Origin of the sequence: Prevotella sp. TF12-30 (assembly GCF_003436715.1) — a bacterium.
Taxonomy (GTDB): domain Bacteria; phylum Bacteroidota; class Bacteroidia; order Bacteroidales; family Bacteroidaceae; genus Prevotella; species Prevotella copri_A.
The window spans coordinates 1-26,772 of sequence record NZ_QSQJ01000050.1; the positions used below are offsets into that span (position 1 = coordinate 1).

Consider the following 26,772-nt stretch of genomic DNA (forward strand, 5'->3'; position numbering starts at 1 on the left):
AGCTGCTTAGCCATTATCTCAAATTTTAACGAACTATTGTTAAAATATGAACTATAATATAAGAATGAAAATGAAGTTTTTTGTAAAGTCCGTGTTGTGTTTGGTAATGTTGACTTCGTTATGTTGCTCATGTTCTGATGATAGCGAATCTTGGGAAGAACTTGACGCACCAACAGGAGAAGTCCTGCCAAAGACCGATCAACTTTCCGTTAAGCTCAATTTGCCAACGGCAGTGTTGGGTAACAATTTTAAGGAAGCAGGTTCTGCTCTTGTAAACCGCCTGACAAAGAACGTGTCAATAAATGACAATAGCGTGAGGGTGGTGGTTCTCGACAACGAAACCGCCTTGACCATTGATGGCGATATGTTGGAGAAAGTGAAACAGGTTTATGACAAAGGAGGCGTAATAGCCATAACTGAACCGTCGAAGGCCACAATGGAAAGACTAAAAAAATATAAACTGGGAGATGCGCTTATGCACGACTATGACGACGATGATGGCAATGGGCACTTCAATGATATTTATGCTTTCAATAAGAAGGGAGGAGAAATGCATCTCGAAGATCTGAACGACTCAGATGAGGCTCAAATATCGTCAGTGGTAATCACAGAGGACGGTGATACCACAAGGACAGAGCTTGCAGAAGCCAATCTTTCCCAAGAGCACACGCCTTATACATATGGTTTATTTGCAGATGCCGTAGCCACATGGATAGAAAAACAAGCTGTTGTAAGCGAGCCCAATATCAACGGTGGCTCAAACGATATTCATTCCATGACAAAGGCGCAGACAATTACGTACATATATTACCCGACGTATCCAGGGCATGACAAGGCTAAAGGTCGCTCCGCATTGTACCAAGTGCTGGATTTAGTGCAGGAGGCTCAATATCCGAAAGCTATACAATGAATGTTTCTGATGTGACTATAACAAACAAATCCTTGGATGGTGGAAGTGGAAGGGCACGGTGGAATTATGATGTGGCGGATGCTCCGGTGACTTCAAACGGGTTCAAGACTAAGATGCATGAGGCTCCATTGGTGTCTCGTAACACAATCAACCTACACAACTGTTGGTATTGGACAGTGAAGAATCCTGCTGCATATTCTGGACAATTCAAGGTTAAAGCAGTCAACAGGGTATTTTTCGAATATTCTTGGTTGCGAAATAAGGTTTTCAGTTATTCTTGGTGTCACTATCTGAGAGGTATGCGATATACTCAGAATATCTGGCTGAAAGCACCCAACAGAACGAAGAAGTGACCTCATAGAGGGCACTTCCAAACTTTCTTTTGGTTCAACTCTGTTTCTCCCATCAGCCTCTTATGGCATTGATTCTCTTGATACCGTTGTAATCGGCAGTAGGGTCTTCATCAAGTGTAAGATCGTTCCACGGTTTTCTGGTCTATTTTTCTTCCGTCGGCAGTCATGATGTTGGCTATGCGCTTGGTGGATAGGATGTTGCCGATATTGTCTGCTCACTTTGATAAGAGACTTGTCTTTGAAAGCAATCAGCTTATTGAGATATTCCGTTCTTTCTATTCGTTTCATATCATTTCATTGTTCTTTGATTATATATTTGCTGCGAAGATACTATTTTTTAGGATAAACCATCCTAAACCTTTTCTCCTATCCCCATATCTAGGTATTTTCCCGAAACCATCATTTTTAGGTATTGCAGATAAAGGGAAAAGGCAGTATCTTTGCACCCGAAAATAAATGTAACTAAAAGAGATTAAGGACAAATGAAAACAACTATCGTAATTTATGGCTCTTCCACTGGCTCATGCCAGTCGATTGCCGAAACCATCGCCTCTAAGTTGGGCGTGGAAGCTGTAGATGTAGCTAACATCGATGATGCTACTATCGCAAGTCATGAGAATCTCATTCTCGGTACTTCTACATGGGGTGCCGGAGAGATGCAGGATGACTGGTATGACGGCGTGAAGACGCTGAAGAGTGCCGGCTTGGCTGGCAAGACCGTGGCCCTGTTTGGTTGTGGCGACAGCGAGTCTTACCCTGATACATTCTGCGGCGGCATGAAGGAACTCTATGATGCAGCCGTTGAGGCTGGTGCTACCGTATTGCCTGGTGTTTCTACAGATGGTTACACCTATGATGACAGTGAGGCGATTGATGGCGACAAGTTCCTGGGACTCGCACTTGACGAGGTAAACGAGGACGATAAGACAGAGGAGCGTATCGATGCCTGGATTGAGGCCATCAAACCAGCGCTTTAGTATTAAAAAATAATTTTTCAGGAGTCATAGGAATCTCTGACTATAGAATCTTGAGTCATTTTGGGTTCATAGATTTTTAAATCATAGAATTCTCTGATTCCTGATAAGAAACTTGATTAATTCGGATAGTATGCAGCAGGAAATCGCAACACCAGTAGATTTAAAGGTTCTGATGAATCATATATATGAATATAAGAAGGGCGTGCGCCGTCTGGTGCTCTACACCTTCAACAGGAAATATGAGTCTTTTGCCATAACAAGATTAGAGCGTCAGAACATTGATTACATCATCCAGCCGGTTGGCAACGACCGTCTGAATCTCTTCTTTGGTAAGAAGGAATGTCTGGATGCTATCCGCATGATTGTTACCAAACCCTTATGCCAGCTTACGCCGGAAGAGGATTTCATCCTGGGTGCCATGCTGGGATATGACATTTGTGCTCAATGCGAACGCTATTGTGAGCGAAAGAAGAAAGTTTGCTAGATTTCTTTCATCTTCGAATATTTTAATGTTAACAAAGAAAGAGCGTGATAGCCTCATTTGGCGATCACGCTCTTTTGATGTTGAATCAATCGATTGATTCAATCGAAATCTCGGAATAATTCCTGTTTTTGATACCTGTTTCGACGGAATAATTCCTGTTCCTTACTTTTTCATCATTTCCTCTACGGCTCTGATGAGCTGGGTATCATGACCGGTGATGTAATCCTCTGGAGAATTATATACCTCGACGTCTGGATAGAGGGTGGTGTTCTCGCCGAAGGTACCACGCATATCGCGGCAACCTACCTGTGGAATACCGAATACCAGGCTGCGGTCCATCAATGTCTCCCACCATACGGCAGTCATTGTTCCAGCCACCGGTGCACCAATCAGCTTACCGATGCCCAACTCCTTATATACCCATGGGAAACCATGACCGTTGCTGTAGTCGTCCTCGCAGATCAGAACGCAGGATGGCTTGGTCCACTTGTTGAATGGATCCTTGCCCACAACCTTTCCATGAGGTACAAACTCCTGATACTGCTTGCCGCTGAGCAGGGTGCAGAGGTCATCGTGCAACCAACCACCACCATTGTGGCGCTCATCCACGATTACGGCATCCTTGTTGCGGTTCTTGTCGCTCAAGAGTTCACTATATACGGTGCGGAAGCTCTCGCTGTTCATCGCCTTGACATGAACGTATGCGATTCTGCCCTTTGAAACGCTATCCACGATGGCACGGTTTCTATCCACCCAGCGCTTGTAGAGAAGCTCCTGCTGCTCACCCTGCGAAATCGCCTTGATGGTGAGGTCGAAAGTCTTGCCCTTGGTGTTCTTGATGGTGAGACGTACATTCTTGCCAGCCTTTCCATCGAGCAATGCGTTGTAATCCTTACCCGCCTTGATAGCCTCGCCATCAATCTTCTCAATGATGCAGCCGGCAGTAACCTCGTTCTTCTTCACGGCGAAAGGACCACGCTTGATGACTTCCTGAATCTTCAAGCCGTCACCCTCGTAGTTAGGATCGAAGAAGGCACCGAGAGCTGCGGTAGAAAGAGAAGCACCGCCAGGGTAATAACGGCAACCGGTATGGCTGGCATTCAACTCACCCAGCATCTCGCTCAACATCTCTGCAAAGTCGAAGTTATTATTAATATAAGGTAAGTACTTCTCATACACCTTGCGGTAGTACTCCCAGTCCACACCCTGCATCTTTGGATCGTAGAACTTGTCTGCTACCTGACGCCATACATGGTCGAAGAGATACTGGCGCTCCTCGGCAGGCTTGTAGTTGAATGGAGCCTCGAAGGCGATGTTGGTAGTAGCCTTGCTGCCCAGATCAATCTTCTTGATGCTGCTGCCATTGCAGAGGAAGAGGTTCTTGATATCCTTGTCGGCAACGAAGCCGCCGCCACCGATACCCTTCATCATCAGGGTAGTGCTGCCTTCCTTCAGGTCGTGGCACCAGAGGTCGTAGCCACCTTCAAAGGCAGCCTGGTAATAAACCTTCTCTCCCTTGCTGTCGATGATGGCATCACCCATATTGGATGAGTTGACGGTAAGACGGACCACACGGTCGCGGCAGTTCTCGAAGTCGAGTTCGAGAGGTTTCACCTTATCCACCTCAATCTTTCCGGTCTTCTCCTCTTTCTTCTTCTTGTTTTCCTTCTTCTTCTCCTCCTTCTCGTCAGCCTTCTTCTCCTTCTCGTCCTTGTTGGCCTCGGCTAATTCGAGTTCCTCCTTAGACATGCGGAAGCGATCGTAGGCTTCGAGGTCGAGGAACATGAGATAGGCATCATATTCTGCACCCCATGAACCGTGACTGCGATAACCGGCACGGTCGCTCTCGAAGAGGATAGCCTTTCCTCCGAGTACCCACTTGCCGTTGCTGTCGCTGTAACCGCTGTCGGTAATATTGTGTACTTCCTTTCCGTCAGCCTTTACTACGGCGATATCTGTATTGTTCCATCCGCCATTACCGATGTAGCTGCACATGAGCCACTTGCTGTCTGGGCTCCATTCAAACCAGATGTCGCCATCAGAGTAAGAATAGTTGTACTTGCCATCGAGCACGGTGCGTACTTCCTTCGACTTCAGGTTGATGATGCGGAGGGTAGCACGATCTTCATAGAAAGCCACCTCCTTGCCGTCAGGACTGTAGGCTGGATACTGAGAAGTAACATTGGTCTTGGTGAGCTGCTCCTCTTCTATCTCGGTGCAGTAAGTAAAGTTCTTCTCCTTCTCGTTCTTGATCTTAGCCTGGAAAATCTGCCATACGCCATTGCGTTCAGAAGCATAGACCAGACTTCTGCCATCAGGAGCAAAGCTCAGGTTGCGCTCCTGCTGAGGAGTATCGGTGATTCGCTTGGTGGTCTTGTATTCTGTAGAGGTAACATATACATCGCCGTGCATCACGAAAGCCACCTCCTTGGCATCTGGAGAAAGGGCAATCTCGGTAGCGCCCCAAGACTGTACCTTGCGGATGAGGCTTGGTTCATCGTTGTCTGTAGTGATGGAGATGCTGACCTTCTGAGGCTGTGCACCTTCCTTTACGGTATAGATTTCGCCATCGAAACCATAGCAGAGCAAACCGTCATTCGAAGAAGTGAGGAAACGGATAGGGTTCTTTTTCTGCTGGGTAATCTGGGTATCCTTACCGCTTGCGATGTTGCGGCGGTAGATATTGAAGGAACCATCCTGCTCGCTGAGATAGTAGAAGCTCTGGTTATCGGCAGCCCATACCGGGTTGCGGTCCTCGCCCTTGAAGGTAGTAAGCTTCTGATATTTTCCATTGTCGAGCATCCAAATATCTCGGGTGATAGGAGAAGTATGGTGCTTGCGCCATGCATCCTCATAACCCTTCTTGTCGTGATAGAGCACCTGACCGTTCTTGTTGATGCTGATGTTCTCCATCGGAAGAACAGAATACAACTTAGGACGACCGCCCTCAGTGCTTACCTCGTAAACCTGTGAGAATTCATTGGCAGCAAAGAGATTGCTCTGGGCTGTAGGCATGATGTTGGCAGAGAAGAGCACATGGTCGTTGTCCTTGAAGGCGATTGGAGTCTCCTTGCCGCTGTGAGTGGTGAGTCGGGTTGGCGCACCGCCCTTGGCAGAGATGACGTAAACATCCAGGCTGCCTTCTCGGTTGGAAGTAAAGGCAATCTTCTTGCCGTCAGGGCTCCAGATAGGCTGGGAGTCGTAAGCAGCATGGGTCGTCAACTGGCGTGCCTCGCCACCATTGGCTGGAACGCAATAGAGATCGCCCTTATAGGCAAAGGCGATGGTAGAGCCATCCGGTGAGATGGCAGGGTAGCGCATCCACAGCGGACCCTGCTGGGCCTGGGATGCCAGAGATGCTGCCAGAAGAGCAGCACTAAGAATCAGTTTCTTCATTATTGTAAAGTTTCTGTTTGATTTATGTTGCAAAGTTACGGCTTTTATGTGAAACTACCAAACTAAACTCCGTAAATCCATGAAAAGACTACTCATTTATTAGGATATGAAGATTCGAACCTTTCAATCTGATACCAACTTCTAAGTATAAAAAATGTGAAAATCACAATTTCTAGGTATTGTACAAATTCTAAATAAGCTATACCTTTGCAGCCCGATAAAAGGAATAGATATGAAAAAAGGAATAGATAAAGGAATAGATATGAGAAAAGGATTAGGAAAAATCAGAAAGATTAAAAAGAAACACATCTTCCTGGCCTTATTGGTCGTGATCGTTCTGGGAGGTTTGGCGAAGGCTTACTCTGCCTGGGTGGGTACTACCCGCATCGCTTTCCTCAACTATCAGGCAATTGCGCTGGGACAGATTTCGCATGCCAACGACAATGCGATGATTAAACTGAGTGAGATTACCACCGATGATTTCGATCATCTGGATGATTACGATATGATTATCGTGAATGGTATGGGTCTCCGAATCGACGAGAACCAGCGCAAGCAGTTGGAAGAGGCTTCCTACAAGGTGCCGACCCTGACTCATGCTGCTACCAACCCAGCCAACAATATCGTATCAGTAGATAACTTCGATGCCGATTATCTGATGCAGTATATCGAGAACGGCGGCAAGAAGAACTATCAGAGTATGCTCGCTTACATCCGTAAGTTTATCGACGGAAAGAAGTTCATGGCTCCAGAGCCGGAACGTGTAAATGAGCGACCAGACTATCTCCTGACTCATTTCGACCCGAAAGATGAGAAGGGCGATGAACTGGGCTTCAACAGTATCCGCGAGTACAATGCATTCCTGGCAAAGAACGGTTTATATAAAGAAGGTGCTCCTACCATCATGCTTACTGGTTTTATGGGTGCGGCTCCTGATATGGAGAAGGCTTTCGAGAAGAAGGGATTCATGGTGTATCGCATCAATAAGCTTCAGAGCTTTATCGCCGGTCATCATGCCGACAGTATCCAGGCGAATGCCGTAGTGAATATGGCGCACGGCAGACTGGGCGATTACTTCGTAGAGTTCCTGAAGCAGAAGAATATTCCACTGTTCTCACCTCTTAATATCAACCGCTTGACCACCGATTGGGAGAACGATAAGCAGGGAATGAATGGCGGTATCATGTCGCAGAGCATCGTGACTCCGGAGATTGATGGTGCCATCCGTCCATACGTGGTTTTCGGACAGCGCATCAACAAGGAGGGCTTGCAGGAGGTTTACGGCATCCCAGACAGAATGGAGAGTTTCGTAGAGAGCGTGCAGGGCTATGTGAATCTGAAGAACAAGAAGAATAGCAGCAAGCGCATCGCCATCTTCTACTTCAAGGGCCCGGGTCAGAATGCACTTACCGCTTCGGGAATGGAAGTGGTTCCATCGCTCTACAATCTCCTGGTTCGCTTGAAGAATGAAGGATACAATGTAGGCAAGTTGCCTGCCAATCCTCAGGAACTGGCAAAGATGATCCAGGCTCAGGGTGCCGTCTTCGGAACCTATGCCGAAGGTGCCTATACCCAATTCCTCCAGTCTGGACATCCTGCCCTGGTTACTGCCCAGCAGTTTGCCGGATGGACCCAGAAGGCTTTGTCTAAGAAGATGATCAAGGAGATGAACCAGCTTTATGGTTCCTTCCCTGGCAAATATATGGCTACCGATGACGGTAAGTTGGCGGTGGCAAGACTTCAGTTTGGTAATGTGGCATTGCTTCCACAGGTGATGGCAGGCGTGGGAGGCGACTCCTTCAAGATTGTGCATGGCACCGACCAGGCACCTCCTTACACTTATGTTGCCTCTTATCTCTGGGCACGTTATGGTTTCAGTGCCGATGCACTTATCCATTTCGGAACTCACGGATCGCTGGAATATACTCCGAGAAAGCAGGTGGCACTCGGCAGCAACGACTGGAGTGACCGATTGATTGGTGTGGTTCCACATCTTTATATATATACCATCGGCAATGTGGGCGAGGCGATGATTGCCAAGCGCCGCACCTATGCCCAGACCCAGAGCTATCTCACTCCTCCTTTCAAGGAGAGCGAATTGCGACAGACCTATAAGCAGTTGAGCGATGCCATTCAGTTATACGAGAAGAAGGCATCTGCCGAACAGTCGCTCAAGGTAAAGGCGCTGACCGTGAAGATGGGAATCGCCCGTGAACTGGGTCTTGATGCCAAGCAGATGAACAAGCCTTATTCTGCAGATGAAATCGCAAGAGTAGAGAACTTTGCAGAAGAGTTGGCTAATGAGAAGATTACCGGTAAACTCTATACTCTGGGTGTGCCATACGATAACGATGATGTCCGCACCAGTGTCTATGCGATGGCTACAGATCCTATTGCCTACGGAATGTTGGCAGTAGATAAACTGAAAGGTCGTGCCCAGGAGGGTGTGGAGAAGCACAAGCAGCTTTTCGACCGTCTCTATCTGAGCAAGGCACGCAACACCGTGACCCAGCTTCTGGGTTCAGCCTCGGTTTCTGATGAATACATCTGCCGTTATGTAGGAATCACTCCTGCCGAACTCCAGATGGCTCGCAAGGTTGAAGCGATGCAGGCTGCTCCGGATCCTATCCAGATGATGATGCAGATGGCAGACCAGATGGGTGGAGCGAAGGAGGCAAAGCCGAAGAAGGTAGATCACCGTACGGTGAGCGAGCTCCGTGCAGCCAAGGTTTCTCATAAGAAGAAGATTCCGCAGATGAGTCGTGAGGCTTTTGAGAAGATGGAGCAGACCGGTCGCTTCCCAGATAAGATGATGGAAGCCATCAAGAAGGGACAGAAATGGTATCAGGATGATCTGAAGAAGGCGAAGATGGCGAAAGCCGGCAAGGGCAAAGCATCTCAGACCGGAAGATCTTCTAAAGATAAGGGTATGATGATGTCGAAAGCACCTAAATATACCCGTCAGCAGATTCATCTGGCTCAGGCGATTACTACCGTAGAGCATGCCTTGCAGAATGTGGGCAAGTATTCGGAGGCGCTCCGTCAGAGTCCGTTCAACGAGATGTCTTCTCTGATGAATGCCCTGAATGGCGGCTTTACCGCTCCATCTCCTGGTGGTGATCTGATTGTGAATCCGAACACTCTGCCTACCGGTAGAAATCTCTTCTCCATCAATGTGGAGAATACGCCATCGGAGGATGCCTGGGAGAAGGCAAAGGAACTTTGCGACAATACCATCAAGATGTATTGCGAACGACATAAGGGTGAATATCCTCGTAAGGTGAGCTACACACTCTGGAGCAGCGAGTTTATCGAAACAGAGGGTGCTACCATCGCTCAGATTCTCTATATGCTCGGTGTAGAACCGGTAAGAGATGCCTTTGGTCGTGTTACCGATCTGCGTCTCATCCCATCCAAGCAGTTGGGCCGTCCTCGCATCGATGTCGTGGTTCAGACTTCCGGTCAGCTCCGCGACCTGGCAGCATCCCGTCTCTTCCTCATCAACAAGGCGATAGAGATGGCGGCAAATGCCAAGGGTGATAAGTACGACAACCTGGTGAAAGCCGGTGTTACCGAATCGGAACGGGTGCTCGTAGAGAAAGGCATGTCGCCAAAGGAGGCACGCGAGGTTAGTATGTATCGTGTCTTTGGTGGCGTAAACGGCAACTATGGCACCGGCATCCAGGAGATGGTAACCGCAGGCGACCGCTGGGATAAGGAGAGTCAGATTGCCGAGGTCTATATGAACAATATGGGTGCCTACTACGGTGATGAGAAGAACTGGGAGACCGTGCGCAAGGCTGCTTTCGAGGCAGCGCTGACCCGTACCGATGTGGTGGTTCAGCCACGACAGAGCAACACTTGGGGCGCCTTGAGTCTCGACCACGTATATGAATTTATGGGAGGTATGAACCTTGCTGTGCGCAACGTAACCGGTAAGGATCCGGATGCTTATCTTGCCGACTATCGCAACCATAGCAATATGAGAATGCAGGAGGTGAAGGAGGCTATCGGCATCGAGGGCAGAACTACTATCTTCAACCCAGCCTATATCAAGGAGAAGATGAAGGGTGGAGCCAGCAGTGCCAGCACATTTGCTGAAATCGTAACCAATACCTACGGTTGGAATGTGATGAAGCCAAAGGCTATCGATAAGGAGATGTGGGACGAGATATATAATGTATATGTCAAGGACAAGTACAATCTCGGAACCAAGGAGTTCTTTGACAAGCAGAATCCGGCAGCGCTGATGGAGATGACCGCCGTGATGATGGAGAGTGCCCGCAAGGGAATGTGGAAGGCTACTCCTCAGCAGCTCAAGGACATTGCCAAGCTTCATACCGAGACCGTGAACAAGTATAAGCCTTCATGCTCCGGTTTCGTCTGCGACAATGCCAAGCTCCGCAACTATATAGCCAGCAAGACCGATGCTGCTTCTGCCAAGGAATATCAGCAGAATGTAGAGCAGATCCGCGATGCTGAGGCTGCGAAGAACAGCAGCGACAAGGGTATGGTGATGAAGAAGGAGACGCTGAATGAGGATGCTCAGAAGACCACCACTGTGGTGAGCGGCATCGTTGTAGGTGTCATCGTCATCGTTGCTTTCGTGATGTTGGCTATCCTCATTCGCCGGAGAAGAAAGAATATGGTAGAATAGTAAAGGGGGATAACATATCCCCCTCAAACTAAACATTTATAAATAGTGGAGACATTAGTTTTAGTAATGATGATATTGGTTTGCTTCAGTTTTGTGCTGAAGCAGACCTTCCACGGAGTGAAGGAGATTATGATTATCTCGGTGCTCATAGCCTTCTTCGTGGGAATGACCTGGCCATTCGCCATCGAGCAGTCGAAGACGCAGATTGCGGCCTGGATAGCCGACCAGAAGCTGATGCTCGATATGGCGGTGCTGCTGAGTATCGACGTGGCACTCACGATGCTTTTCTGTGTGCACCACGTAGATCTGAAGACTTCGGAACATGTGAGCCGCCGCAAATGGGTGTTCTTCATCTTCCTGAAGTACTTCCCGGGGTTGCTGGTTTTCCCAGTGCTGTTCAGTGTTCTGGTGATGACCATCTTCCTGCTTCCCGGCGTATCGTTCCAGGTAGTGGCATGGGTGCTTGCCGTAGTGCTGCTGGTCTTGACTCCGGCATTCATCTACGGTTTGAGATGGCTCTTGCCGGAGCGACCAATCCGCTTGGAACTGCTCTTTCTGGTAGAGGTGCTGCTCGGATTGATGGGCATCATCGGTACGGTGAATGGCAGGACAGCCGTGGCAGGCTTCAACAGTTTCGATGCCCTCTCGCTTCTCGGCGTCATCGCCATCGTCATCGTAGGAATGGCAATCGGATGGGCAATTTACAATTATCAAATTAAAAAATATAGAGTATAATGAATTACATATCAGACGTATTGTTTTGGATTTCCACAGGCATGCTGGTTCCTGTGATTATTTTGTTGATTTTCTTCTTCCTCAGAGCCTTGCTGCTCCTCGGAGGTTTCTTCGGACAGTATCTTGTAAAGCGCAAGTCGGGTGCGGAGATTCGTGAACAGATGAACACCCTGACGCTCGATAATATCGATACCCTGGGCGATCGCTTGCCAAAGAACAAGCAGGCTGTCATTGTTTCCTATATGAAGAAACTCGTGGACAACCGCCAGAGCAAGGCGCAGGTGAACCGCATCCTCGACCAGTATGCCCAGTTTGTTGAGAAGGATCTTTCTCTTCCTTCTACACTCCTGAAGATGGGTCCGATGCTCGGTTTGATGGGTACCTTGATTCCGATGGGTCCAGCTCTGGTAGGTCTTTCTACCGGCGATATTGCTTCGATGGCTTACAATATGCAGGTGGCTTTCGCTACCACCGTAGTAGGCCTGTTCTCTGCAGCCATCGGTTTTGTAACCAAGCAGACCAAGAACCGCTGGTACACCGAGGATATGAGCAACCTCGAGTTTATGGCAGACCTGATTGATGAGAAAAAGTAACTCCTTAACATCTTGAAAAGAATATGAGACAAAGACGTAGAAGTCGTCTCTCGCATGATGGCGAGGATGATGATCCAATGAGCGTAGTGAGCAACCTCTTCGATGTGGCGATGGTATTTGCCCTCGCCCTGATGGTAGCCCTCGTTTCGCGCTATAATATGACGGAAATGTTCAGCAAGGATAACTTCACGATGGTGAAGAATCCTGGCAAGGAGAATATGGAAATCATTACCAAGGATGGACAGAAGATCAATCGCTATACTCCTTCTGAAGACCAGAGCCAGAAATCGGGCAACAAGGGAAAGAAGGTGGGCATCGCTTACCAGCTGGAGAATGGTGAAATCATCTATGTACCGGAAGAGAAATAATCGGGGATTGCAAATCCCCTTGAACAGAAAGCGGGGATTGCAAATCCCCTTAAACAGAAAATATTATTGTAACTAAAAGAAAAATAAAGAAAAATGAAAAAGTTTAAGACAATGATGGCCATGATGTTGGCTTTGGTTTCTATGTGTGTAGCATTCAGCTCTTGCAGCAGCGATGATGATGATACAGTGGCAGCTGCCAAGGAGATTGCCGGTTCATACACCAGCTCTCTGGATATGACCGTAATGGGTCAGGCTTCTACATACGATAATGTTACTATGAAGATTGAGGCTGTTGATGATGCTACCGTCAAGGTTACCTTACCTGCTTGTGGCGAGGGCATGATGGCTCTTCCTGCCCTGGAGGTTCCTGCTGTAAAGGTTTCCGGTTCTAACGGTGCTTATGCATTCTCTCAGGAAAACTATTCCGGTACTGTTACCGTAAATGGTGCAGAGAAGAAGTATACCGTTACTTTGCAGGGTACATTCAAGGACAACACCCTGACCGTCAACTATTCCGTGCAGTATGGCAAGATGCCTGCGGCGATGATTGGTAAGTTTGTTTGTAAGAAGTAAGCTGATTGTTTCAGGATAAACTTTGATATAATTCGATGAAACAAAAGATATTCGCACTATTCCTAATCCTTTGCGGATTGTGCCTGAATCTGAAAGCTGAAACCCAGGGAGATATCGTGGGTAGAGTGCTCGATGATTCGGGCGCACCTCTGGTGGGTGCCACCGTCCAGATGGTGAATGCCAAGGGAGGAGTAACCACTGATGAAGACGGATATTTCCGCATTCCTTACAGCAAGGAGGGAGCGGTGAGAGTGAAGGTGAGCTTTGTGGGCTATCAGACTCAGACTTTCGTACTGAAAGCGGATGAGAGAAAAGGCGATCAGCATGTGCTTCGTCTTCAACCGGATGCTACAGCCCTCGATCAGGTGGTGGTTACCGCTACCCGAACTCCGAAGGCGTTGAAGGATGCTCCTGTGGTAACCCGTCTGATTACCGCCAATGACATCAAGATAGCTGATGCTACCAATATCCAGGACCTCCTCACCGAGCAGATGCCGGGTCTGGAATTTGGCTATGCCATGAATCAGGAGACTTCTCTCAACATGAATGGTTTCGGTGGAAACGCCGTGCTCTTCCTCGTAGATGGCGAGCGATTGGCTGGCGAAACCATGGATAATGTTGATTACTGCAGATTGAATCTGGACAATGTGGGTCGTATCGAGATTGTGAAGGGTGCAGCTTCGGCGCTCTATGGCGCCAGTGCCGTAGCCGGAGTCATCAATATCATCTCCCGTGAAAACAGCGAACCTTGGACTGCCAATGTCAACACCCGCTACAACGACTTCAACAAGGAGTGGCGTCACGGCGGAAGCTTCAGCTTCAATGCCGGAAAGTGGAATTCGCAGACCAGCATCCAGCGCACCACATCAGATGAGGTGCAGCTCACCAGTCCCTTCGATACAGAATCCAACATCCTCCATATTTATGGTGGCGAGACCTTCAATGTGAAAGAGCGACTTACCTACAAGCTCTCTAACAAGGTGAAGCTGATAGGTCGTGGCGGCTATTTCGCCCGTATCAGCAATCGAAACAACTACGATGACCACTATAAGGATTATTCTGCCGGACTGAAGACCGTGATGAATCTTTCGGAGAATGATAATCTGGAGATTTCATACGGCTTCGACCAGTATGACAAGGCCCGATTCGTGAACAAAGAGCGCACTCACGATCACGATTATACCAATCGTCAGAACACCGTCCGTGCCCTCTATTCCCATATCTTCGGCAAGAACACATTGACGGCAGGTGCTGATTTCCTGAACGATTATCTCACCACCTATCAGTTTGCCAACAATGGTTCCAAGACTCAGAATTCATACGATGCCTTCGCTCAGTTCGATTACAATCCTTTGCAGTGGTTGAACATCGTGGCAAGCCTTCGTCATGATTACTTCTCTGCATCCAGCCAGCATGCCACCACCGGTCGTCTGGCTCTGATGACCAAGTGGAAGGGCTTTTCCATCCGTGCCAACTATGCCGGTGGATTCCGTGCCCCAACCCTCAAGGAGATGTATATGAACTTTGATATGGCAGGCATGCAGATGATTTACGGTAATCCGGATTTGAAGCCGGAGAAGAGCAACAACTTCAACCTGGCGCTGGAGCATACCGGCAGGGTGAAGAATGCAGGTTTCTTGACCGGTCAGTATAGTCTTACCCTGATGGGCTATTATAATAAGTATGATAAGCGCATCACTACCGAGGATTATGCCGATTATACCCCGGGAACCGGTCAGCCGGATGTGGCTTCCCGTTATTGCAATGAGGATGGAGTAGAGGTGAGCGGCATCGACTTCAGTGCCCAGTATCGTTCGGATATGGGTCTCGGTGTGAAACTCGACTATAGCTATCTTCATGTGGGTGGCAGAAGCGTAGATTCCCAGTTCTCCCAGCCTCGTCCTCATACCGCCACTTGGCGCTTGGACTATGACCGCCAGCTCTGTTCGTTCTATCGCATCAATGCCGCTCTGTCAGGCAGATATTTGGCTGCGCCAGATACTAAGATAGAGAAGCATGACCAGGCATATCAGTTGTGGAAGTTCACTCTTCAGCAGCGATTCCTGGATGCCATCAATCTGAACTTCACGGTAGATAATCTCTTCGATTATACACCTGAGAAGTATTATTGGAGTTCGGCGATGACCACCGGTCGCACCTTCTCAGTGGGACTTTCGGTTGACATCGACCGCATCGTGAATCTCTTCTAGAAACCGCCATCAGGCAGTTTTCAGACCCAAAATAGGTTAAAAAAGCCATAGTGAAGGATGCTTTTCTTCAAATTATGCCGTACTTTCGGTATAAAATCGTAATTTTGCAGTGAATTAAAACCTATTCATTCAAAATTATGATACGAAGAATCATTCTAACTATGGCTTTTTTGGCTAGCCTTTCATTATCAGCCAAGGATGTGAACATGGGCAGTTGGCAGATTGTTCCATTGCCTCAGCAAGTCAAGGAGATGAGCAGCGCTCCTTTCCGCATCACAGCCAAAACTACAATCTATTATGCTGCTGGAGATGAGAAGCAGAAGAAGGACGCCGAGTTCCTGGCATCTCATATCAAGGAGGTAACCGGTATCGAGGTAAAGACTACCGACAAGCAGGCGAAGGGTCAGATCCGTCTGGCGCTGAATGCTGGCGATACCCAGTCTGAGGCTTATTCTCTGGTGGCCAACAAGAATGGCATCACTATTTCAGCCACCTCTCATGTAGGTATCTTCTATGGCATCCAGAGTGTGATGAAGGCATTGCCTATCACCAAGAATGTGAAGAGCGTTTCTCTTCCTGCTGCCGAGGTTACCGATGCTCCCCGCTTTGCTTATCGTGCATTCATGATTGATGTGGGCCGCCATTATTTCAGCGTACCTTATCTCAAGAAGTTGATTGATGTCTTTGCGATGCACAACATCAATTATTTCCACTGGCACCTTACCGAGGATCAGGGGTGGCGTCTTGAAATCAAGAAGTATCCGATGCTTACCCAGATTGGTTCCAAGCGCAAGGAGACCATCCTGCCAACCAACAAGAACGAGTTTGATGGTGTTCCTGTATCAGGTTATTATACCCAGGAGGAAGCTCGCGAAATTGTGAAGTATGCAGCCGACAGATACATCACCGTGATTCCGGAGGTGGATATGCCGGGTCACATGTTGGCTGCCCTGGCATCTTATCCTGAGTTGGGCTGTACTGGTGGTCCTTATGAGGTGGCTACCCGCTTTGGTGTTTTCGAGGATGTGTTGTGTGCCGGCAAGGCTCAGACCCTTCAGTTTGCCAAGGACGTGATGGATGAGATCATGGATATTTTCCCATCAGAGTATATTCATATTGGTGGCGATGAGTGTCCAAAGAACCGCTGGAAGGTTTGCGAGAACTGCCAGAAGAAGATTGCAGAGCTCGGCATCCAGGAGCTTCCTAAGCACAGCAAGGAGGAGCAGCTCCAGACCTGGTTTATGGGTGAGATAGAGAAGCAGATCAGAAACCGTGGCAGAAAGATGATGGGTTGGGATGAGATTCTGGAAGGAACTCCATCCAAGGACATCACCGTTTGCGGTTGGACCAGTGTGAATGCCAGCATCCGTTCAGCCCGTGAAGGTCATCCTACCATCGTGGCTCCTATCAGCAATTTCTATTTCAGCAATCCTCGCATCAACAAGATAGAGGGTATTCCTAGCATCCAGCGAGTATATGATCTCGATCCTTGCTCTGATAAGTTGACTCCTGCCGAGCAGAAGAACATCATCGGTGCCGAGGGTTGTATCTGGACCGAGTGGGTAAAGGATGCCGAGAAGATGGAGTGGGAGCTGTTGCCAAGACTTGCCGCCCTTTCTGAGGTTCAGTGGACTGCTAAGGACAAGCGCAACCTGGAGAACTTCTTCCCAAGAATGCTCCACATGCAGGATCTCTACCGCCTCTACGGCTTGAATTACAAGGCTGATATCGAGGATGCCGTGAAGAAACATCTGGAAGAAAAGAAGTAATATTTGTAGATAGCTCCGCCCTAACTATATAAAAATAGGTAGTTAGGGCGGTGTTATCGTTTATAGATGCGCCCTAACTATGTTAAAAAAGGTAGTTAGGGCGGTACTATCCTTGCAGATTTCATTTTTTTTGTTTATCTTTGCACCGATAAGATTTAGTATAAATGAAATAAAATCAGAAAGTTATGGATGCAAACGGAATAATAGGACGTGAATATGAGCAGAAACTCATTCTGGAACGTTGTAAAAGCAACAAGGCAGAACTGATAGCTATCTATGGTCGTAGGCGCGTAGGAAAGACTTTTCTGGTTCGAAAAATGTTCAACGACCAGTTTGCCTTTTCCTTTATTGGTATGTATGAAGTGAGCCGTGCGGTACAGCTGGAGCAGTTTCGGATGGCGTTGGCGCAGTATGCTAAGCAGACCGTGCCCAAGCTGAAAACCTGGTTTGAGGCTTTTGCTGCTTTGCGTGAATATCTGTCGGGCTTATCTCAGCAGGAACCGATTGTTCTGTTCTTTGATGAGTTGCCTTGGATGGATACGCCCAAAAGCAATTTTATCGCAGCTTTCAGTTATTTCTGGAATTCATGGGCTTCTATGGTCCCTCAACTGAAACTGATCGTCTGTGGCTCTTCCACCACGTGGATGTTGGCTAAGTTTATAGGCGATAAGGGCGGATTGTATGGTCGCGTTACCCGGCAGATCTATCTGGCTCCATTCTCTCTGGGCGAGACAGAGCTGTTCTTAAACGAATTGAAAGGCCTTGCTCTTACCCGCCAGCAGGTATTGGATGTGTATATGATATTGGGTGGTATTCCTTATTATCTTGATATGCTGGAGCGTGGTGTGCCGTTAGACGTGTGCATCGACAGACTGTTTTTCTCGCAGGATTCGCCATTACGTGGAGAATTCGATTTCCTCTTCCGTTCCCTCTTTAATGACTCCAAGCATTATCGCAAGATAGTAGAGGTGCTTTCTGAAAAAATGAAGGGGATGACCCGTAAGGAATTGATGGATGAGTTGAAACTGAAAGGTGGTGGACAGTTATCAGAAATCCTGGAGAATCTGAAAAAATGCGATTTTATCAGAAAATATGCTACCATAGGAAAGAGTGAAAGGGATGCCCTATATCAGTTAACTGACTTATACTCATTGTTCTATACCCGTTTTGTGGCAAATAACAGTGGGCAGGATAAGAACTTCTGGAGTAACATGCGCAATTCGGGAAGTAGAACAGCCTGGAGCGGTTATGCTTTCGAACAGGTATGCCTACATCATATCCCACAGATCAAGAAGGCATTGGGTATTTCTGGTGTTTTGGCGAATGTTTATTCCTGGTCCTGCCGTCCTTTTGTAGATTCTACTGGTGCAGAATGGCGAGGAGGTCAGATAGATATGCTGATAGACCGTGCTGATGGAGCTATCAATATCTGTGAGATGAAATATGCCAAGGATGAGTTTGTGATAGATGCCAGCTATGAGCAGCGGCTGCGTGACAGGATGTCTTCCTTCTCTGTGGCGACCAAGACGAAGAAGGCATTGCTGCATACTTTCATCACGACTTATGGGGTGAAGCAGAATATGCATAGTGGATTGGTGAATAGTGAGGTAAGGATGAATGATCTCTTTGGATAAATGATATTTTAATGTCCGTTTTCAAAACTGATACTGTCCCTATGAGATAGGGGAGGAAAAGAGGATATGTTTGCGATAGCACCGCCCTAACTATATAAGAATAGGTAGTTAGGGCAGAGTTATCGCTTATAAGTTCGCCCTAACTATGTTAAAAAAGGTAGTTAGGGCGGTGGTATCCTAAGTGAGGTAAGGATGAGTGCCCTTTTCTTAGTCTTTTAATGTAGCCAAAGGTATAACCTTTACTCCATCTTCCCTGGTATAAGCCATTTCGCCTCCTGTCATGACAATCAGCAGGTCTGGCTCTCTGAGTGGCATCTGATGCTCTGTCTTGTTCTTCTCACGAATCAGATCCCGTAGTTGCAGGAGATGCTTGGCACCATCTTCTATCTCCCGACTACCCAACTTGCATTCTATCAAGGCATAGCGGCCATCTGCAAGATGAAGCACTATGTCTGCCTCCAGGTCATAGCGGTCGTGATAGTAAGAGACTCTACCTCCCAAGGTTTGCGAATATACCTTCAGGTCGCGAATGCACATACACTCGAATATGAAACCAAAGGTTCGAAGGTCTAATTCCAGACTTCTTGGTGACATACCCAAAGCAGCAACAGCTATGGACGGATCTACAAAGCAGCGCTTGGCTCCCGAACGGATTGCAGCGGCTGAGCGGATTGCCGGACACCATGCCTCCACATCTTCTATGACAAATAATCGTTGCAGGGCAGAAACATAATCATCAAATGTTGGCATCGACGTTTTCTCCATTTCTACCGTGATGTCTGCCAACATCTTGGATTTCTTGACGAGGGTGCAGATGTTCCGGGCATAAGAGCGCATGATGAGTCGAGCCAAAGCTGGCTGTCTTCTTACGCCATCTACCCTCGATATATCTTCATCGCAAATCACATTTACGTAATCCTGTGCTATCAGTAATTGTGCTTCCTGCGAAGTGACGTCCAGTGATGCTGGCCAACCGCCTCGGCAAGCTGCAAAAATCAGTTTCTCCACGGTCATGTCTGACTGCAATCCATCAATATCGTAAGCTGGATCATCAAACAATAAACGTAAAGATATGGAGCCTGTTGATTCCTTTGACTCATAAAGGCTCATAGGATACATGGGCATCTTGGAGATGCGGCCAGTACCCGTATGCATGATTTCTCCGTTTTTGTCTTCGACGACTGTAGAACCGGTTAAGATAAACTGACCTTTCTGTTTTCGCTCATCTACGGTATTCCGAACAGCATCCCATAAAACTGGTGCTACCTGCCACTCGTCTATCAGTCGTGGCGTTTCGCCTTTGAGCAGCAAGGATGGTTTGGTACGTGCCGTCGCCAGATATCCTTCACGCTTATCTGGATCTTGCATCTTGATTACGCTCTTTGACTGCTGCATGGCCGTAGTGGTTTTTCCGCACCATTTTGGTCCAACAATCTGTACTGCTCCAAAGGCTTCCAGACGAAGTTGGAGCATTCTGTCTGCTATTCTATCTAAATACTTCATATTCAATATGTTTTTGTTTGCAAAGATAGTAATAAATAGTGGAATCTACAAATAATTTTGCATTTTTGTGGTACTTTACTTTGTGTTTTAACGGTATTTTACTTTGTATTTTTGCGGTATTTTACTTTGTGCTTTTGCGGCACTTGATTCTGATACCTTTATATATAGGGGCATCTTTGTTTCTTTGATAGAGACAGAGGTGCCCCTATCATTTTTTTATAAACATCAAAAATACATACGTATTATGTCAAGAAACAAGAAAGTATCAGAGTCGTTATTCCAGTTCATGAACCTCCTTATCGCCCTTTTGATGAAGAACGGGCAATATCGTACCTCGCTGCATTACAGAGCAACCCTCAACAGCTTTAAGCGATACCGAGACAACCAGGACATCGCCCTGAGTGAGATAGATGCAGACGTGATGCGCTCGTATGAGGCTTACCTGCATCATACAGCGAAGGTATGCCGTAACACCAGTTCCTTCTATCTCCGCATCCTCCGCGCCACCTATAACAAAGCCGTGGCGAAGGGACTGACACCACAGCTGCATCCCTTCAGGGAAGTCTATACCGGTATTGCCCAAACCCGCAAGAGAGCCATATCCACAGAATCTGTCAGCCAGATCAAACGTTTGGAGTCGGTCAAGGAACTGTCTCCCAAAGAAGAGATGGCAAGAGATACATTCCTGATGAGCTTTTATCTGCGTGGTATCTCATTCATTGACCTGGCACACCTCCGCAAATCCGACCTCAAGGACGACTATCTTCATTACACCCGAAGCAAGACAGGTCAACGCCTCACCATCCGATGGGAGAAGGAGATGCAGGAGTTATTGGAAAAGTATCAGGCGCAGACCGTCACCTCACCTTATCTCTTCCCTTTCCTTGTTGATGAAGGGAACAAAAGATTGGGTAAAACTATTGACAAAAAGCGAGATGAAAAACGCCTGTATCACAATGCTGAAGCCCGTATCTCCTACCATCTCAGGAAGTTAGGAGTTAAGATAGGAATCAAGGGCAAGCTCACCCTTTATGTCGCCCGCCATTCCTGGGCAACGGCAGCAAGAGACAACCAGATCCCAATCTCTGTCATCAGCGAGGCATTGGGGCATCATTCCGAAATCACCGCACAAATCTATCTCCGCTCCATCAAAAGCTCAGAAGTGGATGATGCCAACGCTAAAATTCTGGCAGTCCTATAAGCCGTAAAAATGAATAAAAAGAGGGTTTTTGCAAAATGAACCAAAATGAACCAAAATGAACCAAAATGAACCAATTTTTCTGAATCTTTACATAAGAGACACAGAATCTCGTTGCAAAAATACGAAAAAAGTTGGAAACTAGCAAATTATGTATGTTAAAAATTTAATGTTCTTCTACGAAAATCAACAATTTTTCAGCAATCATTTTGATTGTAATCTGATAAGTCGTTGATAGAACGAATGTTTTCGGCTTTTCTGTGTCTCTTATGTAGAGATTCAGAAGATATGGAGTGATTTAGGGAAGGGTTTTAAGACAAAGGAATCGGATAGCTAATCATTCCAAGGGTTGCAGACTATCATGCTCTTGGGTCAGGAGTACGTCTGTGATTAGAGGTTTCCGGTATCGGGAATAGACTAACCAACCCTTTCTTGCCAAGTGTTTTGAAACATGATTTCACGACACGGGGGAATGAGAATTGTATCCTGATCAAAATGAAAAAAATAAACAATGTTACAACCAGACAACGAGAAGAGTTGGTACGCATTCAAGATATTTTTTGGAAAAGGAAAGCCTATCAAAGCTTATTTCGTTACCAATGAGATAGAACACATTTATGATGTGAAACAAGAATATTGGGACAAGAATAAGAAAAAGAGACTGGTGAAGGAAGTCCCCATTATGCCATCTCTCATTCTCTTTCGTTCTACGAGAATAGAAGCCGAAGAGATTGAACGCAGATTTCTCAATAAAGTGATGCTCTATCGTGGCAAAAATTCTGAGAACTTGAAAGAACCTTCAAAAATTTCAGAACGTGAAGTGAAAATCTTCAATATAGTCGCAACTTCTGGTGTTGAAGGACTGGATTTTTACGATGAGTATAATCCAAAGTTTACCAAAGGCGACAAGTTCCGAGTCATAGAAGGTCCTTTGAAAGGAGCGGAAGGCTATGTCGTCCGCATCAAAAAAGATCATAAACTTTATGTGAGTATCAAGGGGCTGTGTGCTGTTACGACAGGATATATTCCCAAGGCTTTCTTACAGAAAATAGAATAGGGTATATGGTCTCTTGACTATTCCATGCGATTATAGCCAACCGCTATGACGCTTGCCTTGATAACGTAAAGGATAAGGTTTATACACGAGACATTTTCCGCAGGGACTAAAGGTCTTCTATCCACCCGAATACGGTATGGGTATCAAGGCAAGGACATTCCTTAGGTGTAGTGCCTAGCAAGTCACGATGCCCCACAATCTTCGCTTTTGGAAACAACTTATGCAGCTTATACAGCAATTCGATAATACGTTCAGTCTGCTTAGGTGTACGAGTGTCGCAAGGCTTGCCTTCCTTATCCAGACCTCCCTCATAGCAGATGCCGATAGAGCATCTATTATAAGGTCGGGCATGCGCACCCACTTCCAGCAGCTTGCGGTGTTGCGTCATCGTACCATCTTTTCGGATGTAGAAGTGATAGCCGATATCATAAAACCCACGAGCCTTATGGTCACGTCTCAGCAGTTCCACACTATAGTCCTGATTGCGACGGGTAGCCGAGCAATGCAGCACCAGAAATCTCACAGAGTCGGCAGACATCATATATTTGCCGGCTTCAACTCCGGCGAGGAGTGTACGCTCTGAGCGTACCTTCTCCTCCCCGATGTTCATAGGAAATGTATCTTTAATCATAATAGGCTCTTTAAACTATAAACTGTTAGAATCATTCATCATCATGGATCAATTTAAAGGGTTGAACATTACTGCTTAGAAATTTACGTTGTCGCCGCTCTCTGAACCTGTACCGCCAGTATTCTCGCTGCCACCAGTGTTCTCTCCACCAGCGTTCTCACCGCCAGTGTTCTCTCCGCCATTCGTAGAGTCGCCTGTAGTAGGCTTCTTCTCCTCATCGGTAGTACCGCCAGTAGGCTTGTCCTTCTTCTCATCACCATACTTGACGAGTTCGATAGAATCAGGAATCAGGTTGTAAACACGGCTACCGTTCTTCAAGAGGTAGTACGATGGTCGGAAGGCAGGAAGGATACTCTTCACGAGTTTGGCAGTCGCATCCTTCTCCTTCTCCACAGCCTTACCGGTGAGGAAACGGAGATAGAGCTTACCGAAGCCGAATAACTCGATGTCGTACCCCTTCTTCAGGTTCTCCTTCACGTAGTAGGTATAGCGGTCGAGTACCGCCATCACATCTGCTGGAGTAGCTGTTGACTCCATTGCGATTTGGTCCGCAATATCCTTGGTAGTCAATGTACCGTAACTGTAAGGGCGAACGCTATACACGGTCTTACCCTTCTTAGGACCCATGTTCATGGTCTTCTTTGAAACTTTGTAACTCTTACTCATAATTGAAAACATTTAAAAGATTAATACTCAAGTTATGTCATCGTCAGTCCAAAGAGATTAGCAATCCCGTTTGTTCTGATTGACGTTGCAAAGGTACAACATTGCAAAAGCGTCCTGTCCGTCATGGGTATATATCGATACACAGTGTCTCGCAGATGAACTTAACGGCCGAAGGTTTCACGATCTGATCCTTTGGTTTCATCCCAAGTTCCGCCAGTTGCTGCTGATAAGGTTTCAGCCATCTTCTCAGTGTCCTGGTTGTCACTCCGGCATAAGCAGCCAGTTCGCTTTTATACATTGCTTTCATATTCAGTGAGTTTAATACATTAATATATATGAATTAAAAAATCAATTCTGATTTCGCTTGCAAAAGTAGATAATCTTGGAATTCCTGTGATGTACTCTATAGAGTGCAGCATGGTTTACACTTTTTAGGATATTATTAAGGTTTGTTGGCAACAAGATGGGTCGATATGAGAAAATAGAGACCAATCTGCGTTTGCCTAATGAACCGAATATCCGTAAAAGTTAAGGCGGATAGTTGGTTAACCACAGCTGCAAAAGAGATTCGCCGAATTCAGACAAGATGGGGTATTCCTTCTCAGAGAAAGTTCGCAGTTTTACTCGGCGTCAATGGAAGAACATTAGCAAAGCTTTATGCTGATCCGCCAGACGAAAGTTTGACCTACGGTTCTGTTCAACAGATGTTTTCCAACTTAATGATTTCAGTATGGACTGAGTTTAATACGACCGAAGATGTAAATCAAGAGCTCAAATTGCTGAATCAGGCTCTGGCCAATGTAATGAGAGCTGCATTCCCACCCCGCAAAGAACTCGTAAAAAAGGCTCTTCAAGAGATGGAGCATCAACAGGGAAACGGTTTGCCAATCAAGTAATTTGCCATAAAATGCTTTGCGTTTCGTAATGTGTGGTAGTATATAAGGCAAATCAAGTCATTGCTTGGTTTATGAAACGAATATAGAATATGATTCCTCTTGAGCGGATGGAATTTCCATTTCCGCTCGAGAGGTTTTGAAACTCAAAAGGATTATTTCTTACAAATTTCTGATGAAAACTCTTTAAAATTCCAGTATTTCTGGTTCGAAAATATTTCGGCAAGAATATTGAAAATATGAAAAAGAAATGTAATTAGCAGTAAATCAGTATGTTATCTAAATTTGCGGATTCCGTCAAAAAATCAGAATTCTGTAGTTGTTCAACTAAGACCCTTATAGTTGTACAACCATAGCTCCAGAGTTGTACAACCATAGCATATATAGTTGTACAACTGCAGACTTACGGTTGTACAACTACAGGTCATTCGTTCTGCAAAGAGCATGAAATGCGATATAAGCTCGATAGAATTAGGTCCTCGCAGCCATCTAGATTGGAAATGTGGAAATCGCGATAATTCTGAAACAATATTTGACAAGGTCATATTCCCGAAGAACAAATCTGAAATCTGTGGGACTTTTCTGCATGAAGCAAAAACTCCCCCAAAAGTTTGGTAGTTTCAAAGAAAACCCTTATATTTGCACCATCATTTTAATAAAAAGAAGAGAGGATATGGAACAGATATTAGTTACAATAGATGATACGCAGAAGGCTTATGTCAAGGAAAGCTTGTCACGGGCCTTGCAAGAGGTAAAACTTGCTAAATTGCAAGGTAAAAAGCTTCAGGATGTTGATGATTTCATTCGGGAAATGAAGGAAGCATAGCCTGGCGGTCCCATCCCGCACAACCTGGCGAGGGCTTTGATGCCCCGCCAACCCTATAGCGTAGCGGTTCCGAGCACCGGAGGGCGGTTACATCCCTAATCCCTATGGTAGGGATTTAGGGCTTGGGTATAGGGTAAGGACCCTCCCGCTGGGGAGGGACAGGTGGGGCAAAAAAATACAATAATTCATACGAAGCTTACGTTATGAACATAGAAGAAAAAAAAGCAGATTTTATGCGTCGCTTCAAGGCTTCTAGGGAGCGAAAGGCAGAATACATAGCACAAATGGAAAAGCGAATGCGTGATGACTATCGCCGCAGAACCGGCAAGGAAGCAGAATCTTTTTGTGTATTGTGATGTTTAGCCCTAAGCCAAGCATAGGTTAACAAATGTATTTTTTCTCTTAATTCCTTGGTGTTTACGTCAGAAAGTAGTATCTTTGCAGCAGTCTTTATTATAGGAGGTTATACAATGATTGAGATAAAAGAAACATTAGTTATTAAAAGCGATTCCCCAAAGGTAGCAGAGTGGGTGAAACGTATGAAGGCATATAAGGCAGCTCAGCTGCAAGATATGGCAAAACGAGGATGCGAGGTTTGTGAAATAGCTATGTAATGGATGCATTTGAATATAGATTTACAAGCAAAACGGGTGATATATATATTGTGCGAATTCTGAATGATGGAGCGAGATTTTTGTCATCCGAAATAATTTCCGCCTTAGAAAAGTCAGATGTTGAGGTATGGGGAATATATCTCAACAGAGTAGGTAGTTATAAACATGTGACAGGGATTCGGGATTTATCACTTATCTCTAATCAAATTTATAGCTTCTTCAGGTCTCATGACAATGCGATATTGTATTATGTATGCGATGATATAGCCGATGTTCCGATGAATGCTCGCAAAAAGGCAGAAGGCTTTTCGGTACAGTATTATCGTAACAGACTTTTTACAAGTTTGTTTCATAAGCTTCAAGGGTTATTAGATATGAATGTTGTTGATTTACCAATTTGCATTGATGCTTGTGGTAACGATATGTATATTCATATAATGGTTCGCGAAGAACAATTGGATGTGGCTAAGAGAATCAAGCAAGACGTGCTTGATGGTTTTAGTAAATAGAGCATTGCTCTTTTGTTCCATTTTGGAACATATGGTCAATGGAGGTCATAAGATTTCTGCCATAACCCTGATGGGTACCTCTCCAGAGGTAATCCTCTCAAAAGTAGAATAAAAATAATATTCCTCATTCGAGCGACGACAAGTGCAGAGCGATACTGCAATGAGGAACCAAATATAAAATCATGAAATCTTATTTCTCCATAAAGCCAGGAGCAA

22 protein-coding genes are annotated in these 26,772 nt (G+C 46.2%); 18 read left to right on the forward strand and 4 right to left on the reverse strand.

Features of this window, described 5'->3' with window-relative positions:
- Nucleotides 1-46 precede the first annotated feature (46 nt).
- The 3 genes from DXD25_RS14290 (at nucleotide 47) to DXD25_RS14305 (ending at nucleotide 2,724) form a co-directional block, all read left to right on the forward strand.
- Nucleotides 47-910 carry a hypothetical protein gene (locus DXD25_RS14290; RefSeq protein ID WP_147327928.1) on the forward strand — a complete coding sequence of 288 codons (864 nt, stop codon included), beginning with the start codon at nucleotides 47-49 and terminating at the stop codon, nucleotides 908-910.
- An 835-nt stretch (nucleotides 911-1,745) separates the two neighbouring features.
- The gene (gene fldA / locus DXD25_RS14300) at nucleotides 1,746-2,240 is read left to right on the forward strand and encodes a flavodoxin FldA (RefSeq protein ID WP_117664092.1); all 495 of its coding nucleotides are present in this window, start codon (nucleotides 1,746-1,748) and stop codon (nucleotides 2,238-2,240) included.
- A 130-nt stretch (nucleotides 2,241-2,370) separates the two neighbouring features.
- Nucleotides 2,371-2,724, forward strand: coding sequence for a DUF2023 family protein (locus DXD25_RS14305; protein ID WP_089543800.1), 354 nt, complete (start codon nucleotides 2,371-2,373; stop codon nucleotides 2,722-2,724).
- A gap of 162 nt (nucleotides 2,725-2,886) precedes the next feature.
- On the opposite strand, the gene DXD25_RS14310 is transcribed toward DXD25_RS14305, so the two are convergent.
- Nucleotides 2,887-6,120: a S41 family peptidase gene (locus tag DXD25_RS14310; protein ID WP_117664093.1), complete on the reverse strand. Its 3,234-nt coding sequence runs from the start codon at nucleotides 6,118-6,120 to the stop codon at nucleotides 2,887-2,889.
- 292 nt (nucleotides 6,121-6,412) lie between these two features.
- On the opposite strand from DXD25_RS14310, the gene DXD25_RS14315 reads away from it, so the two are divergent.
- The 8 genes from DXD25_RS14315 to DXD25_RS14350 all read left to right on the forward strand — a co-directional run bounded on the left by DXD25_RS14315 (nucleotide 6,413) and on the right by DXD25_RS14350 (nucleotide 18,659).
- On the forward strand, nucleotides 6,413-10,777 hold the full coding sequence (locus DXD25_RS14315) for a cobaltochelatase subunit CobN (protein ID WP_370453427.1): 4,365 nt from the start codon (nucleotides 6,413-6,415) through the stop codon (nucleotides 10,775-10,777).
- A gap of 45 nt (nucleotides 10,778-10,822) precedes the next feature.
- Nucleotides 10,823-11,512 (forward strand): hypothetical protein, encoded by a 690-nt coding sequence (locus DXD25_RS14320; protein WP_233522333.1) that lies wholly within the window; start codon nucleotides 10,823-10,825, stop codon nucleotides 11,510-11,512.
- Nucleotides 11,512-12,105: a MotA/TolQ/ExbB proton channel family protein gene (locus DXD25_RS14325; RefSeq protein ID WP_089543797.1), complete on the forward strand. Its 594-nt coding sequence runs from the start codon at nucleotides 11,512-11,514 to the stop codon at nucleotides 12,103-12,105. The genes DXD25_RS14320 and DXD25_RS14325 overlap by 1 nt, the downstream gene beginning before the upstream one ends.
- A gap of 23 nt (nucleotides 12,106-12,128) precedes the next feature.
- Nucleotides 12,129-12,473, forward strand: a complete 345-nt coding sequence (locus DXD25_RS14330) for a DUF2149 domain-containing protein (RefSeq protein WP_117664096.1) — start codon at nucleotides 12,129-12,131, stop codon at nucleotides 12,471-12,473.
- Between the two features lie 93 nt (nucleotides 12,474-12,566).
- Nucleotides 12,567-13,046 carry a calycin-like domain-containing protein gene (locus DXD25_RS14335; protein ID WP_117664097.1) on the forward strand — a complete coding sequence of 160 codons (480 nt, stop codon included), beginning with the start codon at nucleotides 12,567-12,569 and terminating at the stop codon, nucleotides 13,044-13,046.
- A 35-nt stretch (nucleotides 13,047-13,081) separates the two neighbouring features.
- Nucleotides 13,082-15,256, forward strand: coding sequence for a TonB-dependent receptor (locus tag DXD25_RS14340; RefSeq protein WP_117664098.1), 2,175 nt, complete (start codon nucleotides 13,082-13,084; stop codon nucleotides 15,254-15,256).
- A 137-nt stretch (nucleotides 15,257-15,393) separates the two neighbouring features.
- Nucleotides 15,394-17,025, forward strand: coding sequence for a beta-N-acetylhexosaminidase (locus tag DXD25_RS14345; RefSeq protein ID WP_117664099.1), 1,632 nt, complete (start codon nucleotides 15,394-15,396; stop codon nucleotides 17,023-17,025).
- A gap of 185 nt (nucleotides 17,026-17,210) precedes the next feature.
- A complete protein-coding gene (locus DXD25_RS14350; RefSeq protein ID WP_117664100.1) occupies nucleotides 17,211-18,659 on the forward strand; it encodes an ATP-binding protein in 1,449 nt (482 codons plus the stop codon).
- Nucleotides 18,660-18,866: 207 nt separating this feature from the next.
- Here DXD25_RS14350 and DXD25_RS14355 read toward each other — a convergent pair whose 3' ends face one another.
- Nucleotides 18,867-20,162, reverse strand: coding sequence for an ATP-binding protein (locus DXD25_RS14355; RefSeq protein WP_117664101.1), 1,296 nt, complete (start codon nucleotides 20,160-20,162; stop codon nucleotides 18,867-18,869).
- Nucleotides 20,163-20,406: 244 nt separating this feature from the next.
- On the opposite strand from DXD25_RS14355, the gene DXD25_RS14360 reads away from it, so the two are divergent.
- Together DXD25_RS14360 and DXD25_RS14365 are read left to right on the forward strand one after the other, a co-directional pair.
- Complete coding sequence (locus DXD25_RS14360) at nucleotides 20,407-21,363, forward strand: site-specific integrase (protein ID WP_117664102.1); 957 nt, start codon at nucleotides 20,407-20,409, stop codon at nucleotides 21,361-21,363.
- 508 nt (nucleotides 21,364-21,871) lie between these two features.
- Nucleotides 21,872-22,417, forward strand: a complete 546-nt coding sequence (locus tag DXD25_RS14365; RefSeq protein WP_117664103.1) for a transcriptional regulator — start codon at nucleotides 21,872-21,874, stop codon at nucleotides 22,415-22,417.
- 106 nt (nucleotides 22,418-22,523) lie between these two features.
- Here DXD25_RS14365 and DXD25_RS14370 read toward each other — a convergent pair whose 3' ends face one another.
- Together DXD25_RS14370 and DXD25_RS14375 are read right to left on the reverse strand one after the other, a co-directional pair.
- Entirely contained in the window at nucleotides 22,524-23,048 is a 525-nt protein-coding gene (locus DXD25_RS14370) for an N-acetylmuramoyl-L-alanine amidase (RefSeq protein WP_117664104.1), read from the reverse strand.
- 75 nt (nucleotides 23,049-23,123) lie between these two features.
- Nucleotides 23,124-23,714, reverse strand: coding sequence for an HU family DNA-binding protein (locus DXD25_RS14375; RefSeq protein ID WP_117664105.1), 591 nt, complete (start codon nucleotides 23,712-23,714; stop codon nucleotides 23,124-23,126).
- A gap of 506 nt (nucleotides 23,715-24,220) precedes the next feature.
- Between DXD25_RS14375 and DXD25_RS14380 the strand changes: the two genes are divergently transcribed.
- From DXD25_RS14380 to DXD25_RS14400, 5 genes are all read left to right on the forward strand, one after another.
- On the forward strand, nucleotides 24,221-24,610 hold the full coding sequence (locus tag DXD25_RS14380) for a hypothetical protein (protein ID WP_117664106.1): 390 nt from the start codon (nucleotides 24,221-24,223) through the stop codon (nucleotides 24,608-24,610).
- A gap of 670 nt (nucleotides 24,611-25,280) precedes the next feature.
- Nucleotides 25,281-25,433, forward strand: a complete 153-nt coding sequence (locus DXD25_RS16975) for a hypothetical protein (protein WP_187360493.1) — start codon at nucleotides 25,281-25,283, stop codon at nucleotides 25,431-25,433.
- A gap of 203 nt (nucleotides 25,434-25,636) precedes the next feature.
- Nucleotides 25,637-25,789, forward strand: a complete 153-nt coding sequence (locus tag DXD25_RS14390; protein WP_089542799.1) for an ABC transporter ATP-binding protein — start codon at nucleotides 25,637-25,639, stop codon at nucleotides 25,787-25,789.
- A gap of 114 nt (nucleotides 25,790-25,903) precedes the next feature.
- Nucleotides 25,904-26,047, forward strand: a complete 144-nt coding sequence (locus DXD25_RS16755) for a hypothetical protein (RefSeq protein ID WP_153089397.1) — start codon at nucleotides 25,904-25,906, stop codon at nucleotides 26,045-26,047.
- Nucleotides 26,047-26,556, forward strand: a complete 510-nt coding sequence (locus DXD25_RS14400; protein WP_117664109.1) for a hypothetical protein — start codon at nucleotides 26,047-26,049, stop codon at nucleotides 26,554-26,556. Before DXD25_RS16755 ends, DXD25_RS14400 begins: the two co-directional genes overlap by 1 nt.
- Nucleotides 26,557-26,772 lie beyond the last annotated feature (216 nt).